The organism is Microbacterium sp. NPDC055502 (assembly GCF_053643635.1).
On the sequence record NZ_JBSHKJ010000002.1, the window covers coordinates 480,482 to 495,827 of the forward strand.

Below are 15,346 nucleotides of genomic sequence, written 5' to 3' on the forward strand. Positions count from 1 at the left end.
GTCAGAGGTCGTTCATGCGCGGGATCAGCACCTGGCGGTAGATGATCAGGATGCTCGCCGCGACGGGGATGGCGATGAGCGCCCCGAGCAGACCCAACAGGCTGCCGCCGGCGAGCGCGGCGACGACGACGACCGCGCCGGGGACGGAGACCGCGCGGCTCATGATGCGCGGGGAGATGACGTACGCCTCGATCTGCATGTAGATCAGGTAGTAAATCCCCGCGGCCAGCGCGGTGGCGGGGGAGCCGAGCCCGGGGATCAGGCAGACCAGCACGATGATCGTGGAACCGGTGAGTGTGCCCACCAGCGGGATCAGGGAGAAGAAGAACGCGATGACTGCGAGGACGGCGGGGAACGGCGCCTCGATGATCGTCAGGTAGATCGCGCTGAGCACGCCGTTGATGACGCCCTGGGACACCTGGCCCATGACGTAGTAGCCGACCGAATCGGTGATCTGCTCGGACAGGTCGATGAACCGGTCGCGCTTCGACGACGGCACCAGCTGGTACACGGCTCGCTTGAGCGACGGGGTCGACGCCGTGAGGTAGATCGTGAGGATCAGCACGATGAAGGCCCCGAACACGCCGCTCAGCACGGCGCCGCTGGCGATCAGCACTCCCTGTCCGATCGACCCCCCGATCTCCGCCAGGTTCGTGGTCAGCCAGTCCTCGATGTAGTTGAAGACGTCGTCGACGAGAAGGTTCGGGAACGTCTCCTGGATCCAGTCCTTCAGGTCGTCGATCGCGGTGCCGCGCTGGACGATCGTGGTGATCTGCGCGATCAATTGCGAGATCTGGTCGACGAGCACCGGCAGCACGATCAGGATGATCCCGACGAAGACCGCAAGGACCGCGAGGATCGTGACGAGCACGGCGAGCCACCGGGGGAGTCGCCGTCGCTCGAGGAACGAGACGAGCGGATCGAGGCCCAGACTCAGGAAGAGCGCCGTCCCGATGTAGAGCAGCACGGTCGAGAGGGTCTGCACGCTGCTGATCAGCAGGATCCCGAGTCCCACGCCGAGCGTCGCCACGAGGGCGGTGCGGAACGGATTGTGGATCTTCATCGGTGCTCCTCGAGACGGCTGCAGCAAGGCTATCGAGCCCGGAGCACGGTGCCGCGACGACGTGCCGTCCGTTGCCCACGGGAACTGCTCGTGGGCAACACACAGGTGACTTCGCTAGTCTGAAATGTCGAGTGTGGCGTCGCGGGCGGGTATTCGCGATGCGTGAGGAGACTATTCGTGCGTTTCGTATGGGCCGTGGTGGCCTTCGTGCTGGCTGCCGTGCTGATCGGCGCGGGTATCGCTCAGCGGACCGTCTTCATGGGCCCATCGAACCAGCAGGAGCGCGTCTCGATCGAGGAGCCCGCGCCGTTCGTGCTGATGGACGGCGACGTGCTGCGGACCAACCCGGGCTCGCAGAAACTCGTGGTGAGCGGCGAGGGCGAGATCTTCGCCAGTTACGGCCGGACCGCCGACATGCAGGCCTGGCTGGCCGACTCCGACTACAACCACGTCTCGGTCGGTGACGACGGTGAGTTCGTGGTGGAGCACGTCTCGGCTCCCGCTGAGGAGGAGACGACGGAGCCCGGCGACGAGACGGGAGCGACGCCGGCACCCGAAGAGACGCCGGCCACCGACGCCGAGACCGAGGAGCCCGCAGGTCGCGACCCGGTCGGCTCCGACCTGTGGCTGGACTCCTTCAGCGAGGAGAACCTGCTTACGGCCGACAACATGCAGCTCCCGGAGGGCACGAGCGTGCTCATCGCCTACGACGGCACGAAAGACGCTCCGGACGACATCGTGGTCTCCTGGCCCCTCGACAACAGCACCCCGCTCGCCGGACCGTTGATGGTCGCGGGTGGGATCGTGCTCGTGATCGGCCTCGTGCTCTACATCCTCGCGATCCGCCACCAGCGCCGCGGACGTGGGCCGCGCCGGAAAGGCCCCGGGCCGCTCCCGATGACGGAGCCGATCGAGGTCGCCGCACTGCCCGCGGGCGAGCGCGCGGCTCTCGATGCGGCCGACGCGAAGCCGACGTCCGACCCCGGTGTCGAGGACGCCGAGGTGGTGGAGGACGAGCCGACGCCTCGCACAGAGCCGGAGGGGAAGTCCTCCCTGCGCGCCGCCGGAGCGACGCGCCGCCGTCGGATGCTGGTCCTGCCCGCCCTGGGGCTCACCGCGCTCCTGGCCGCCGGGTGCTCGGCCGACTCCTGGCCGCAGCTGGGCGACGCCTCCGCCACGCCCTCGCCGTCGCCGACCGTCATCGCCCCCGAGAACCAGAAGCCGCCGGCGGTCACCGAGGCCCAGGCGAAGCGCATCCTGAAGAGCCTGGCCGACACGGTCGCCGAGGCCGACAGCACCCTCGACGCCGACCTCGCGGCCACCCGCCTCGTCGGCCCCGCGCTCGAGGAGCGCGTCGCCGACTACGCCATCCGCGCGAAGGTCACCAACGACGCGCCTCCCGTCGCCATCCCCACCGACGACGTGCGGGTCGTGCTGCCCGAGGCCACGGACCGCTGGCCGCGCACCGTTCTCATGCTCTCGCAGAGCGCCGACGACGACACCGTCCCGCCCGTGCTGCTCACGATGACGCAGGACGACCCGTGGTCGAACTACAAGGTGACCAACCTGGCCCAGATGGCCGCCGACGCACAGTTCCCGGAGGTCGCGGCGAGCTGGCTCGGCACTTCCATGGTGCCGGCCGACTCCGCGTTCCTGACGCTGCCGCCCGACCAGGTGGCCACGGCGTTCTCCGACGTGGTCGACAACGTGGAGAAGAGCCAGTACTACGGCCAGTTCGACGATCTCTCGCTGGCGGTCGCCCAGTCGATCCGTGATGGGCGGCAGACCGTGGTGCAGGGGCTCGTGGATGCCAATGCTGCCGAGACATCGAAGACGGCGTTCAAGGCGGCGCCCACGACCGCCGAGCCGGTCTCCATGACCACCCTCGACAGCGGCGCGATCGTCGCCGTCTCGGTGCTCGACGTCGAGACCATCACCCCGGTCAACTCCGACGTCGTCATCCGTTTCGGCAACAACGAGCAGGCCAAGGCGCTCACGGGCGTGACCGAGTCGTCGACGGGTGTCGAGACGACGTACCTGAGTCAGTTGTTCTTCGCCGTCCCCTCGCAGGGTTCGAGCGAGCCGATCAAGCTCCTGGCCTCCACCCAGGACCTGCTCTCCGTGAAGGTGATCAAGTGACCGACATCTCTCCCGCGGCGCTGCGTGGCGCCGTCGACCTCTCGAGTCTCCGCAACCGCCCCACCCCGTCCTCCGGGGGCGGCCCCGCGACGCAGGGCCAGGGCATCACCGATGTGGTCGTCGATGCGACGGACGAGACCTTCGGCGAGGTCCTGGAGATCTCCCGCACCGTCCCGGTCGTGGTCGACCTGTGGGCCGAGTGGTGCGGGCCGTGCAAGCAGCTGAGCCCGATCATCGAGAAGGTCACCCGCGAGCTGGGCGGTCGCGTGCTGCTGGCGAAGGTGGACGTGGACGCGAACCCGCAGCTCGCCCAGAGCTTCCGCGCGCAGTCGATCCCGATGGTGGTCGCGCTGATCGCCGGGCAGCCGGTGCCGATGTTCACGGGTGCCGTGCCGGAGCAGCAGGTGCGCGAGGTGTTCGCCCAGCTGCTCAAGGTAGCGGCGCAGAACGGCGTGTCCGGGACGCTCTCGATCTCGGGCGATGCCGCAGCGGATGCGCCCGAGCCGGTCGAGCCCGAGCTGCCCCCGCTCCACGCCGAGGCGTACGCCGCGATCGAGGCGGGCGACTACGCCGCCGCCATCCGCGCATATGAGAAGGCGCTGGCCGAGAACCCGCGCGATGAAGACGCCATCGCCGGGCTCGGGCAGGTGCGCCTGCTCCACCGCGTGCAGGGCCTCGATCTGCAGGAGGCGCGGGCCGCGGCCGCCGCCGGACCGCTCGACGTGCAGGCGCAGTTCGACGTGGCGGATCTCGACCTCGCCGGAGGGCACGTGGATGACGCGTTCGCGCGGCTCCTCGATCTGTTCGCTCAGCTCCCGTCGGACCAGCGGGCGCCGGTGCGCGAGCGGCTCGTGGAGCTGTTCGGCCTCATCGGCCCCGCCGACCCGCGCGTCGTGTCGGCGCGCAACCGGCTGTCCTCGCTGCTGTTCTGAGGCGTCCGCGCCCCGGTCGAGGTCGTCCTCGCGGGGCGCGGCCGGCGCAGCTCAGCCGTTGTTGACGGTGGGGACGTGCGGCTCGGGCTGGTAACGCAGCCAGAGGGTCGACAGCGCGGGGAGCGTGATCGCCGCCGTCGCGGTGCCGCTGTCGTCGCGCACGGCGACCACCATGCCGAGGTTGCCCGATCCGTGTCCTCCGTATTCCGCGGCGTCCGAGTTGAGCACCTCCTGCCACACGCCCTCGCGGGGGAGTGCGAGTCGGTAGCCGGTGCGCTCGACCCCGGCGAAGTTGCTCACGACCACCAGCCGCCCGCCGTGGGCGTCGCGCCGCTCGAAGGCGATCACGGAGGGGTCCCAGCTGGGGGCGCCGAGCCGCGTGAACGACGATCCGTCGCTGTCACGCTCCCACAGCGGCGCCTGGCCGCGGTACACGCCGTTGAGCGCGCCGACGAAGTCCTGCAGCTGGGCGTGCGAGGGCTGCTCGCGCAGCCACCAGTCGAGTTCGCGCCCCTCCGACCACTCGGCGAGCTGCCCGAACTCCTGGCCCATGAACAGCAGCTTCTTGCCCGGGTGTCCCCACATGTAGGCCAGGTAGGCGCGGACGTTGGCGAGCTTGTGCGTGTGGTCGCCGGGCATCTTCGCGAGCAGGCTGCCCTTCCCGTGCACCACTTCGTCGTGACTGATGGGCAGCACGTAGTTCTCGCCGAAGGCGTAGACGAACGAGAACGTCATCTCGCCCTCATGGTGCGCGCGATACATCGGGTCGCGGGCGATGTACTGCAGCGAGTCGTTCATCCAGCCCATGTTCCACTTGAACCCGAACCCGAGTCCCGCGTGATCCGTGGGCGCGGTGACGCCGGGGAAGCTCGTCGACTCCTCCGCGATCATGAGGATCCCGGGGTGCAGGCGGTAGGCGGTGGCGTTCACCTCCTGGAGGAACCGGATCGCCTCGAGGTTCTCGCGACCCCCGTGGACGTTGGGCTCCCACTCGCCGTCGCGGCGCGAGTAGTCGAGGTACAGCATCGAGGCGACCGCGTCGACGCGCAGCCCGTCCACGTGGAACTCCTCCAGCCAGTAGAGGGCGTTCGCGACGAGGAAGCCGCGGACCTCGGGGCGACCGTAGTCGAAGATGAGCGTGCCCCAGTCCTGATGCTCGCCGCGGCGGGGATCGGGGTGCTCGTAGAGGGGCTGGCCGTCGAAGCGGGCGAGCGCGAACTCGTCCTTCGGGAAGTGGCCGGGGACCCAGTCGAGGATCACGCCGATGCCCGCCTGGTGCAAGCGGTCGATGAGGTAGCGCAGATCGTCCGGCGTGCCGTAGCGGCTCGTCGGCGCGTAGTACCCGCTGACCTGGTAGCCCCAGGAGCCGCCGAACGGGTGCTCGGCGAGCGGGAGGAACTCCACGTGGGTGAACCCCGTCTGCTGCACGTGCTCGATGAGGGGATCGGCGACCTCACGGTAGCCGAGGCCGCCCCGCCAGGAGCCCAGGTGCACCTCGTAGACCGAGAGCGGCTGCGCGACCGCGTGGGTCGCGGCGCGCCGGGTCATCCACGCGCCGTCCTGCCACGCATAGGTCGAGGCGGTGACGACCGACGCGGTCTCCGGCGGCAGCTGCGCGGCGAGCGCCATCGGGTCGGCCTTGAGGATCCACGCACCGGCGCGGGTGCGGATCTGGTACTTGTACCGGGTGCCGAGCGGCAGGTCGGGGATGAACAGCTCCCAGACGCCGCTCACGCCCATCGACCGCATGGCGTGCGTCTCGCCGTTCCACCCGTTGTGGTCTCCGACCACGCGTACGGCGCTGGCGTTCGGCGCCCAGACCGCGAACGCGACACCCGCCTCGCCGTCGTGCGTGGTGGGATGCGCTCCCAGCACCTCCCAGAGCCGCTCGTGCCGTCCCTCCGCGATGAGGTGCAGGTCGAGCTCGCCGAGCGCGGGGGAGTGACGGTACGGGTCGCCGGTGATCGCTTCGTCGTCCACGTCGCGGTAGCGCGTCGCCAGTCGATAGGGGACGGGCGGCCCGGGGTGACGGCCCTCCCACAGCCCGTGGGTCACGTGCGAGAGCTCGAGCCGGGTGCCGTCGGCGAACACGGCGGCGACGGAGGAGGCCAGCGGGCGGCGGGCGCGGATGATCGTGACCGTCCGCCCCGCGGCGTCCTCCGCGGGATGGGTTCCCAGCACGGCGTGCGGATCGTGGTGCTGTCCCTCGGCGACGGCGATCCACTCGGCGGATGCGATCGCTTCTTCGGCAAAGCTCATGCTCTCTCCCTCACCTTCAGGATGTGCACCGGCTCGGCGAAGGCGTCGAGCCGCACGTAGTTGTGGTCGCTCCAGGTCCAGACACTGCCGGTCAGCAGATCCTCGACCTCGAACGGTTCGCCCGGGGGGACACCCCAGCGGGTCGTGTCGAGGTGGACCGTGGTCTCCCTGACCGAGTGCGGGTCGACGTTCGCGACCACGATGATCGTGTCTGCCTGTCCGGTGCCGGTGAACGCCGCATCGAGGTGCTTGCTGTAGACCAGGACGGCGTCGTCGTCGCTCCAGTGGGTCTCCAGGTTCCGCAGCTGCCTCAGCGCCGGATGCTCGGCGCGGATCGCGTTGAGCCGACGCAGCAGCGGGGCGAGGGACTCACCGCGCTCCTCGGCACCGCGCCAGTCGCGGAACTTGTACTCGTACTTCTCGTTGTCGATGTTCTCCTCCGAGCCGGGACGCGCCACGTTCTCGAAGAGCTCGTATCCCGCATACACCCCGTACACCGGCCCCGCGGTGGCCGCGATGCAGGCCCGGATGCGGTAGGCCGCCCGGCCGCCGAACTGGAGGTACTCGGTGAGGATGTCGTGCGTGTTCACGAACAGATTCGGTCGCATGTAGTCCGCGGTGTCGTGGGAGATGCTGGTGAGGAACTCCTCCAGCTCCGCCTTGGTGTTGCGCCAGGTGAAGTAGCTGTAGCTCTGCTGGAAACCCACCGCAGCGAGCGCCCGCATGACGGCGGGACGGGTGAAGGCCTCCGCGAGGAACACGACCCCCGGATCGCTCTCGTTCACGGTGCGGATGAGCCACTCCCAGAACCGGAGCGGCTTCGTGTGTGGGTTGTCCACCCGGAAGATGCGCACGCCCTGTGCCACCCAGTGCTGCACGACCCGGAGCATCTCCGCGGCGATGCCCTCGGGGTCGTTGTCGAAGTTGAGCGGATAGATGTCCTGGTACTTCTTGGGCGGGTTCTCCGCGTAGGCGATCGTGCCGTCCGGCAGGGTCGTGAACCACTCCGGATGCTCGCGGACCCACGGGTGGTCGGGGGACGCCTGCAACGCGAGGTCGAGCGCGACCTCGAGCCCTTCCTTCTCAGCAGCCCGGACGAAGGCCCGGAAGTCCTGGGCGCTACCGAGGTCGGGATGGATGGCGTCGTGCCCGCCCTCGGCCGCACCGATCGCATACGGGGATCCGGGGTCGCCCGGCTCGGCCACCAGCGTGTTGTTGCGTCCCTTGCGGTTGGTCGAGCCGATGGGGTGGATGGGCACGAGGTAGATCACGTCGAACCCCATGGCCGCCACGTCGGGGAGCCGCTTCGCAGCCGTCCGGAAGGTGCCGCTCCGCACCGAGCCGTCCTTCAGCCGCCGCGCCCCCTCCGAGCGGGGGAAGAACTCGTACCAGGAACCCACCCCTGCTCGCGTGCGATCGACGTGGAGGTGCTGGTCCGCAGAGGCGGAGCGCAGCGACATCAGGGGACGCTCGGCGAAGACGACCGCGAGCTCCGGGTCTGCCGCGAGGGAGGCGGCGATCGCGGCGTCTCCCGTGCGCAGCGCCTCGGCGCCCTCGCGCAGGCGGCGACGCTGGGCCGCTGGCCGGTCCTTCTCGGCGGCGGCCCTGGCCAGCAGCTCGGCGCCGAGTGCGGCCACGACCGGGACATCGACGCCGGCGGCGAGCTTGAGCCGTGCGGCATGCGCCCAGGTGGCGTAGTCGTCGGAGAAGGCCTCGAAGCGATACCGCCACGGACCCTCCAGGTCCAGCGCGATCGAGACCATCCACGTGTCGGTGCCGTCCGCGAGCGCGGTCAGGCGGTGCAGGCTCCGCTCTCCGGTGGGGTCGGTGAGGCGCACGCGCACGCCGATGAGGTCGTGCCCTTCCCGGAACGACACCACCCGGAACGGCACGACCTCGCCGGCGAACGCCTTCGCGGGAAAGCCGCCGGGGACCGAGGGCGAGCCGTCGAGGAGCGGGATCCGCGTCGTGCGCAGCTCGCCGGGGAGGTCGGCGCCGTCGAACTCGCGCGGCGGGATCTGAGCGGGGCTCCGGAGAGCCGGGGGCCGGGTACCAGCACGTGCAGTCACAGTGCGAATCTACCGCTCCGGTGTGCCGGAGCCTACCGCTCGACCCGGGCGCAGAACCGTGCTATCACTCGACGCGGAACAGGCGCATCGAGGTGCCGGGAACGGACAGGACGTCGCCGGGCTCGAAGACCTCCGCGTGCGCGGAGGGGTGCTCGTCGGCACTCGACCAGAGCGAGACGAACCGGTTCGCGCCGTCGATCTCCAGCGGCAGTCGCACGTCGATCGGCGCCTCCGTGCCGTGCACGATCAGGAGGATGCGGTTCGCCGCCTCGGTGTCGGGCGTGGAGGCGGCGACGTACTGCAGCGTGCGGTTGCCGGGATCGTTCCACTGCCCCGGTTCCATCGTCTCGCCGTTCTGGTCGTACCAGTCCATGACCGAGGCGTTCGGGATGTGCTCGCCGAGCCGGGCGTAGCGGCTGGGGCGCAGAGCGGGATTCTCCTGGCGCAGCCGGATGAGCCGCGTGACGTGCGCGCGCAGATCCTGCTGCCACGGCTCCAGCTCCCATCCGAGCCACGTGAGGGGAGAATCCTGGGCGTAGGCGTTGTTGTTCCCGCGCTGAGTGCGCCCGACCTCGTCGCCGGCGGTGAGCATGGGGATGCCCGCGGACAGCAGGACCGTGCCCAGGAGGTTGCGCATGGCCTTCCGGCGGGCAGCGAGGATCGCAGGATCGTCGGTGGGGCCCTCGACGCCGTGGTTGAAGGCGCGGTTGGTGTCGGCGCCGTCGCGGTTGTTCTCGCCGTTCGCCTCGTTGTGCTTGACGTCGTACGAGACGAGGTCGTGGAGCGTGAAGCCGTCGTGTGCCGTGACGAAGTTGATGCTGGCGAGCGGACCGCGCTCCTCGCTGAAGGTGTTGGAGGAGCCCGCGAGGCGCGTGGCGAAGCCGCCGATGCCCACCGGGGCGGAGGCGCGACGGGCGTAGTCGATGTCGCTCAGCCAGAAGTTGCGCACCCGGTCGCGGTAGCGGTCGTTCCACTCGTGCCACCCCGTGGGGAAGTTGCCCGTCTGCCAGCCGCCCAGCCCCACGTCCCACGGCTCGGCGATGAGCTTGGTGTCGGCGAGCACGGGGTCGGCGGCGATCGCCCGCAGCAGCGGATGCTCCGGGTTGTATGTGTGGGCGGCGTCTCGGGCGATCGCGGTCGCGAGGTCGAAGCGGAAACCGTCGATCTGCATCTCCTCCGCCCAGTACCGCAGCGAGTCCAGGACGAGGCGGGCGCCGGCGTCGGTGCTGGTGTCCAGCGTGTTGCCGCACCCGGTGGTGTCGATGTAGACGCCGTTCCCGTCCTGCCGGTAGTAGCTCGCGTTGTCGATCCCGCGCAGGCTCGAGCGCGGGCCGCCGATGCCCTCCTCCGAGGTGTGGTTGTAGACGACGTCGAGGATGACCTCGAGCCCGGCCTCGTGGAGCAGCTTCACCATGCCCTTGAACTCGGCGATGATCGCCTCCGGTCCGCGCTTGCGGGCGTCCTCGGTGGCGTACGCGGCGTGAGGCGTGAAGTAGTTGAGGGTGTTGTAGCCCCAGTAGTTGGTGAGGCCGCGCTCGAGCAGGCGCGGCTCCGGCACGAAGGCGTGCACGGGCAGGAGCTCGACGGAGGTGATGCCGAGCGCGTGGAAGTGCTCGATCATCGCGGGGTGTGCGAGACCCGCGTACGTGCCGTGCAGCGCGGGCGGCACCTCGGGGTGGCGCTTGGTCATGCCCTTGAGATGGCCCTCGTAGATCACGGTGCGATCGAGCGGGATGCGCGGCTTGCTCGTGTTCCCCCAGTCGAAGCCGTCGACGATGACCACCGACCGCCACTCCTGGTAGCCGTGTCCCTGGGCGAGGCCCTTCGCGTACGGGTCGAGCAGCAGCGTCTCGGGGTTGAACGTGTTGCCGGGGCCGTGCGGCCCACCCACACGGACCGCGTACCGGGTTCCTGGCTGGAGCAGGGCAGACGTGACCTCCCACACGCCGCCCGGCCGACGCTCGAGCGCGGCCTGGTCCGTGACCCAGTCGAGGTCGGTGGCGTCGAAGACGACCAGCTCCATCGACGAGGCGTTGCCCGACCAGACCCGCAGGGTGCCGCCGCCGTCGTGCAGGCGGACGCCGAGATCGTCGAGGGCCGATCCACCGGGGACGACGGGGACGCGGGAGTCAGGCATGACTACACCCTAGGCGTGTTGCATTTCAGTCTCATGTCGGCGCGGACCCGGTCCCAGAGGCACGACCGTGTCCGCACGACCGGGGATCGGGGGAGAATCGAGGTATGCGGCACTACCTCGATCACGCGGCGACCACGCCTCTGCGCGCGGAGGCCCGCGACGCCTGGCTCGAGGCGGCGACCGTCGTGGGCAACGCCTCGTCGACGCACGGCGCCGGACAGGACGCGCGGCGCCTGCTGGAGGAGTCGAGGGAGCGGCTTGCCGCGGTGCTCCACGCCGACCCGATCGAGGTCGTGTTCACCTCGGGGGGCACGGAGTCGATCAACCTCGCCGTGCAGGGGCTCTGGCGCGCACGGGACGCGGGCACCACCGCGATCGTGCTGCCCGACGGGGAGCATCACGCCACGATGGACACCGTCGCGGCTCTCGCCGAGGAGGGCGCGGAGGTCCGCGCGGTCCCGGTGTCGCCGGAGGCGCGCATCGATGACCCCCGCTTCGCCGCCGCGCTTCCGGGTGCCGCGCTCGCGACGGCTCTGGTCGCCAACAACGAGGCCGGCACGATCAACGATGTGGCCGCCCTCGCTGCGGCCGCGGCCGACAACCGCGTGCCGTTGCACCTCGACGCGGTCGCGGCCCTGGGCCACGTGCCGCTCTCCTTCCGGGGCCTGCGCGGGTCGGCGGAGGGTCATGGCGGGCTCGTCGCGCTGAGCATCGCGGGCCACAAGGTGGGTGCTCCGGTCGGGACCGGCGCACTGCTGGTCGCCCGGTCGGCTCGTCTCGCTCCGCTGCTGCGCGGCGGTGGACAGCAGCGGGGACTCCGGGCGGGCACGCAGGACGTGGCGGGCGCGGCGGCGCTGGCCACCGCGGTCGAGCTCGCCGAGAGCGAGCGCGAGAAGGAGGCGCGGCGGCTGCGTGCTCTGCGTGACCGCCTCGTCGAGGGCGTTCGCGCGCGGGTGCCCGCCGCCGAGCTCCTGGGCGACCCGCACGTGCGGTTGCCGGGCAATGCGCAGCTGCTGTTCCCGGGGGCCGTGGGGGAGAGCCTGCTCTTCCTCCTCGACGTCGCCGGGGTATCGGTGTCCACCGGCTCGGCCTGTCAGGCGGGGGTCGCGGAGCCCTCCCACGTGGTGATGGCGATGGGCCGGTCGGAGCGAGACGCCCGCAGCGTGCTGCGCTTCTCTCTGGGGCGCACCTCCCGCGATGATGACGTGGACGCCGTGCTGTCGGTGATCGCGGACGCGTATGCGCGTGCGTCCGGCGCCGGCTCAGCTGCGCGCTCGTAGACTGGACCCATGCGGATCCTTGCGGCGATGAGCGGCGGCGTCGACTCCGCCGTCGCCGCGGCGAGGGCGGTCGAGGCCGGGCATGACGTCGTCGGCGTGCACCTCGCCCTGTCCCGCGCGGGCGGGACGCTGCGCACGGGCAGCCGCGGCTGCTGCACGATCGAGGACGCGCTCGACGCGCGCCGCGCCGCCGACCTGCTCGGGATCCCCTTCTACGTGTGGGACTTCTCGGAGCGGTTCCGTGACGACGTGATCGACGACTTCATCGCCGAGTACCGCGCCGGGCGCACCCCGAACCCCTGTATGCGCTGCAACGAGAAGATCAAGTTCGCCGCGCTCCTGGAACGGGCGATCGAGCTGGGCTTCGACGCCGTCTGCACGGGGCACTACGCCACCCTGATCGAGGGGCCGGACGGCCGGGAGCTGCACCGGGCATCCGACAACGCCAAGGACCAGTCGTACGTGCTCGGTGTGCTCACCGCCGAGCAGCTCGCGCACACCTACTTCCCGCTCGGCACGACGCCCTCCAAAGCGGTCGTGCGCGCTGAGGCGGCAGCCAGGGGCCTGACCGTCGCCCAGAAGCCCGACAGCCACGACATCTGTTTCATCCCGGACGGCGACACGCGCGGGTGGCTGGCGGAGAAGGTCGGTGCGGAGACCGGGGAGATCGTCGACCGCAGCGGCGCGGTGGTCGGCGAGCACGAGGGCGCGCACGCCTTCACGGTGGGGCAGCGGCGAGGGCTCAAGCTCGGGGTGCCGGCCGCGGACGGCAAGCCCCGGTTCGTGCTGGAGGTCCGGCCGGTGTCCAACACCGTGGTCGTCGGGCCGAAGGAGGCGCTCGCGATCGCCGAGATCGCGGGGGAGCGGTTCAGCTGGGCCGGCGCGGCGCCCGTGGAGTCGTCCTTCGCATGCGACGTGCAGATCCGCGCGCACGCCGACCCCGTTCCCGCCACGGCCACCGTGACCGCGGACGGCGTCCGTGTGGCTCCGGAGGTTCCGCTCGACGGCGTCGCACCGGGGCAGACCGCGGTGTTGTACGTCGGCACGCGCGTGCTGGGCCAGTTCACGATCGACACCACGGTCTCGGCGGTTCCGGTCGGCGTCTGATCCCGGCGGATGTCGGCGGCCGCTCCTAGACTGAGCAGGTGGCGGAGAACATCTCACTGGAAGACGCTCGGATCGAGGCCGAGGAGCTGACGACCCGCATCCTCGAGGCCAAAGACGCCTACTACGGACGCGACACCTCGCTCGTCGACGACGCGACCTACGACGGGTGGATGCGGCGTCTGGAAGAGCTGGAGCGCCTGCACCCCGAACTGCAGGGCCAGGACTCGCCGACGCAGATGGTGGGAGCGGCGGAGGCCACCGGTCTCGCCACGATCGAGCACGCCGAGCGCATGCTCAGCCTCGACAACGTGTTCTCCGTCGACGAGCTGCGGGAGTGGGCGGCCAAGACCCGCGCGGCGGCCGGTCGTGACGTCGACTGGCTCACCGAGCTCAAGATCGATGGGCTCGCGATCAACCTCCGCTACGAGAACGGGGTGCTCACCTCCGCCGCCACACGCGGTGACGGCCGGGTGGGCGAGATCGTGACGGAGAACGCGCTCCGTCTGCCGGAGATCCCGCAGCGACTGCGTGGTGAGGGGCATCCGCCGATCGTCGAGGTCCGCGGCGAGGTGTTCATCCCGGTCGCGGCGTTCGAACGGCTCAACGCCGCGCAGGCCGCCTTCCGCGAGCGCGCCTACGCCGACGCGCTCGCCCGGTGGGAGGCCCGCGGCGGCGTGAAGAAGCCGTTCGACGAGGAGAAGGCGCGCACGGCTGCGGCACGGCGGTTCCCCGCGTTCGCGAATCCGCGCAACGCCGCCAGCGGTGGTCTGCGCCAGCAGATCGACAAGAAGGACGGGCTCGAACTGGAGGCGGGGCTCCTGCGGATCGAGTCGCTCGCGCTGTACGTGCACGGAATCGGCGCCTGGGCACAGCCGCCGGTGGCCGCGCAGAGCCAGGTGTACGACCTGCTGGCTGAATGGGGCCTGCCGACGAGCCCGCACACGCGGGTGTGCCGCAGCATCGATGAGGTCGTCGACTTCGTGGAGTACTACGGCGAGCACCGGCACGACATCGAGCACGAGCTCGACGGGATCGTGGTGAAGGTCGACGAGCTGGAGCTGCATGACGAGCTCGGCGCGACCAGCCGGGCACCCCGGTGGGCGATCGCCTACAAGTACCCGCCGGAGGAGGTGCAGACGACGCTCCTCGACATCGTGGTGTCGGTCGGACGCACGGGCCGGGCGACCCCGTTCGCGGTGATGGCGCCCGCGCACGTCGCGGGGTCGGTCGTGCGTCAGGCCACGCTGCACAATAAGGACGTCGTGAAGGCCAAGGGCGTGCTCATCGGCGACACCGTGGTGCTGCGCAAGGCCGGTGACGTGATCCCCGAGGTGCTCGGGCCGGTCGTGGAGAAGCGGGACGGCACCGAGCACGAGTTCGTGATGCCTGCCGACTGTCCGGAGTGCGGAACACCGCTGCGGCCGATGAAGGAGGGCGACATCGACCTGCGCTGCCCGAACGCGCGCTCGTGTCCCGCACAGGTTCGCGGGCGTGTCGAGCACATCGGGTCGCGCGGCGCGCTCGACGTCGAGGCGCTGGGCGAGGTCACGGCCGCGGCCCTCACGCAGCCGACGTCACCCGCCGTGCCGCCGCTGGAGACGGAGGCCGGGCTGTTCGCGCTGACGCTCGACCAGCTCGTGCCGATCGAGGTCGTGGTCCGGGATGCCGAGACCGGGCTGCCGCGTGAGGACGAGGACGGCCTGGTGAAGACGAGGGCGCCGTTCCGCCGGAACCCGACGGCGGCCGAGAGGAAGGCGGGGCGCGAGGGCCCGCAGCCCTCCTCGCAGGCGCTCACGCTCCTCGCCGAGCTCGAGAAGGCCAAGACGAAAGACCTGTGGCGACTCCTCGTCGCGCTGAACATCCGTCACGTGGGCCCGGTGGCGGCTCGAGCCCTCGCGCAGTGGTTCGGTTCGCTGGACGCGATCCGGGCGGCCTCCCGGGAGGAGCTCGCCGCGGTCGAGGGCGTCGGCGGGATCATCGCCGACTCGCTGCTCGCATGGTTCGAGGTCGACTGGCACCAGGAGATCGTGCGGCGCTGGAGCGAGGTGGGGGTGCAGTGGGCGACGCCGGGGCACCCGGGGCCTGGGGCTGCGGTCGCCGAGGGCGGAGTGCTCGACGGGCTCACGGTCGTCGCGACGGGTTCGCTCGACGGGTACACGCGCGAGGGAGCGCAGGAGGCGATCATCAAGGCGGGGGGCAAGGCCGCGTCGAGCGTGTCGAAGAAGACCGACTTCGTCGCGGCAGGTCCGGGCGCCGGCTCCAAGCTCGCGAAGGCCGAGGAACTGGGCATCCGCATCCTCGACGCTGCACAGTTCCACCTGCTGGTGACCGAGGGACCCGACGCCCTCGGCTGAACGGGT

The 15,346-nt window shown here is 70.6% G+C and carries 9 protein-coding genes; 5 read left to right on the top strand and 4 right to left on the bottom strand.

The genetic code is table 11. The annotated features are described in order from the left end of the window. Position 1 precedes the first annotated feature (1 nt). Entirely contained in the window at positions 2–1,063 is a 1,062-nt protein-coding gene (locus ACWH95_RS13335) for an AI-2E family transporter (protein ID WP_136031823.1), read from the bottom strand. Positions 1,064–1,240: 177 nt separating this feature from the next. Between ACWH95_RS13335 and ACWH95_RS13340 the strand changes: the two genes are divergently transcribed. Then, positions 1,241–3,202, top strand: a complete 1,962-nt coding sequence (locus ACWH95_RS13340) for a glycosyl transferase (RefSeq protein ID WP_378803664.1) — start codon at positions 1,241–1,243, stop codon at positions 3,200–3,202. Then, positions 3,199–4,134: a tetratricopeptide repeat protein gene (locus tag ACWH95_RS13345; RefSeq protein ID WP_454120799.1), complete on the top strand. Its 936-nt coding sequence runs from the start codon at positions 3,199–3,201 to the stop codon at positions 4,132–4,134. The genes ACWH95_RS13340 and ACWH95_RS13345 overlap by 4 nt, the downstream gene beginning before the upstream one ends. A 51-nt stretch (positions 4,135–4,185) precedes the next feature. On the opposite strand, the gene glgB is transcribed toward ACWH95_RS13345, so the two are convergent. The 3 genes from glgB to glgX form a co-directional block, all read right to left on the bottom strand. Then, a complete protein-coding gene (gene glgB, locus ACWH95_RS13350; protein ID WP_454120800.1) occupies positions 4,186–6,393 on the bottom strand; it encodes a 1,4-alpha-glucan branching protein GlgB in 2,208 nt (735 codons plus the stop codon). Beyond that, the gene (locus tag ACWH95_RS13355) at positions 6,390–8,462 is read right to left on the bottom strand and encodes a maltotransferase domain-containing protein (protein ID WP_454120801.1); all 2,073 of its coding nucleotides are present in this window, start codon (positions 8,460–8,462) and stop codon (positions 6,390–6,392) included. The genes glgB and ACWH95_RS13355 overlap by 4 nt, the downstream gene beginning before the upstream one ends. A 64-nt stretch (positions 8,463–8,526) precedes the next feature. Then, positions 8,527–10,599: a glycogen debranching protein GlgX gene (gene glgX, locus ACWH95_RS13360; protein ID WP_247981636.1), complete on the bottom strand. Its 2,073-nt coding sequence runs from the start codon at positions 10,597–10,599 to the stop codon at positions 8,527–8,529. A 104-nt stretch (positions 10,600–10,703) separates the two neighbouring features. On the opposite strand from glgX, the gene ACWH95_RS13365 reads away from it, so the two are divergent. The 3 genes from ACWH95_RS13365 to ligA are packed head-to-tail and all read left to right on the top strand — an operon-like array spanning position 10,704 to position 15,340. Then, complete coding sequence (locus ACWH95_RS13365) at positions 10,704–11,879, top strand: cysteine desulfurase family protein (RefSeq protein ID WP_454120802.1); 1,176 nt, start codon at positions 10,704–10,706, stop codon at positions 11,877–11,879. A 9-nt stretch (positions 11,880–11,888) separates the two neighbouring features. Further along, complete coding sequence (mnmA, locus tag ACWH95_RS13370) at positions 11,889–12,986, top strand: tRNA 2-thiouridine(34) synthase MnmA (RefSeq protein ID WP_136031836.1); 1,098 nt, start codon at positions 11,889–11,891, stop codon at positions 12,984–12,986. Positions 12,987–13,024: 38 nt separating this feature from the next. Next, positions 13,025–15,340 (top strand): NAD-dependent DNA ligase LigA, encoded by a 2,316-nt coding sequence (gene ligA, locus ACWH95_RS13375; protein ID WP_454120803.1) that lies wholly within the window; start codon positions 13,025–13,027, stop codon positions 15,338–15,340. Positions 15,341–15,346 lie beyond the last annotated feature (6 nt).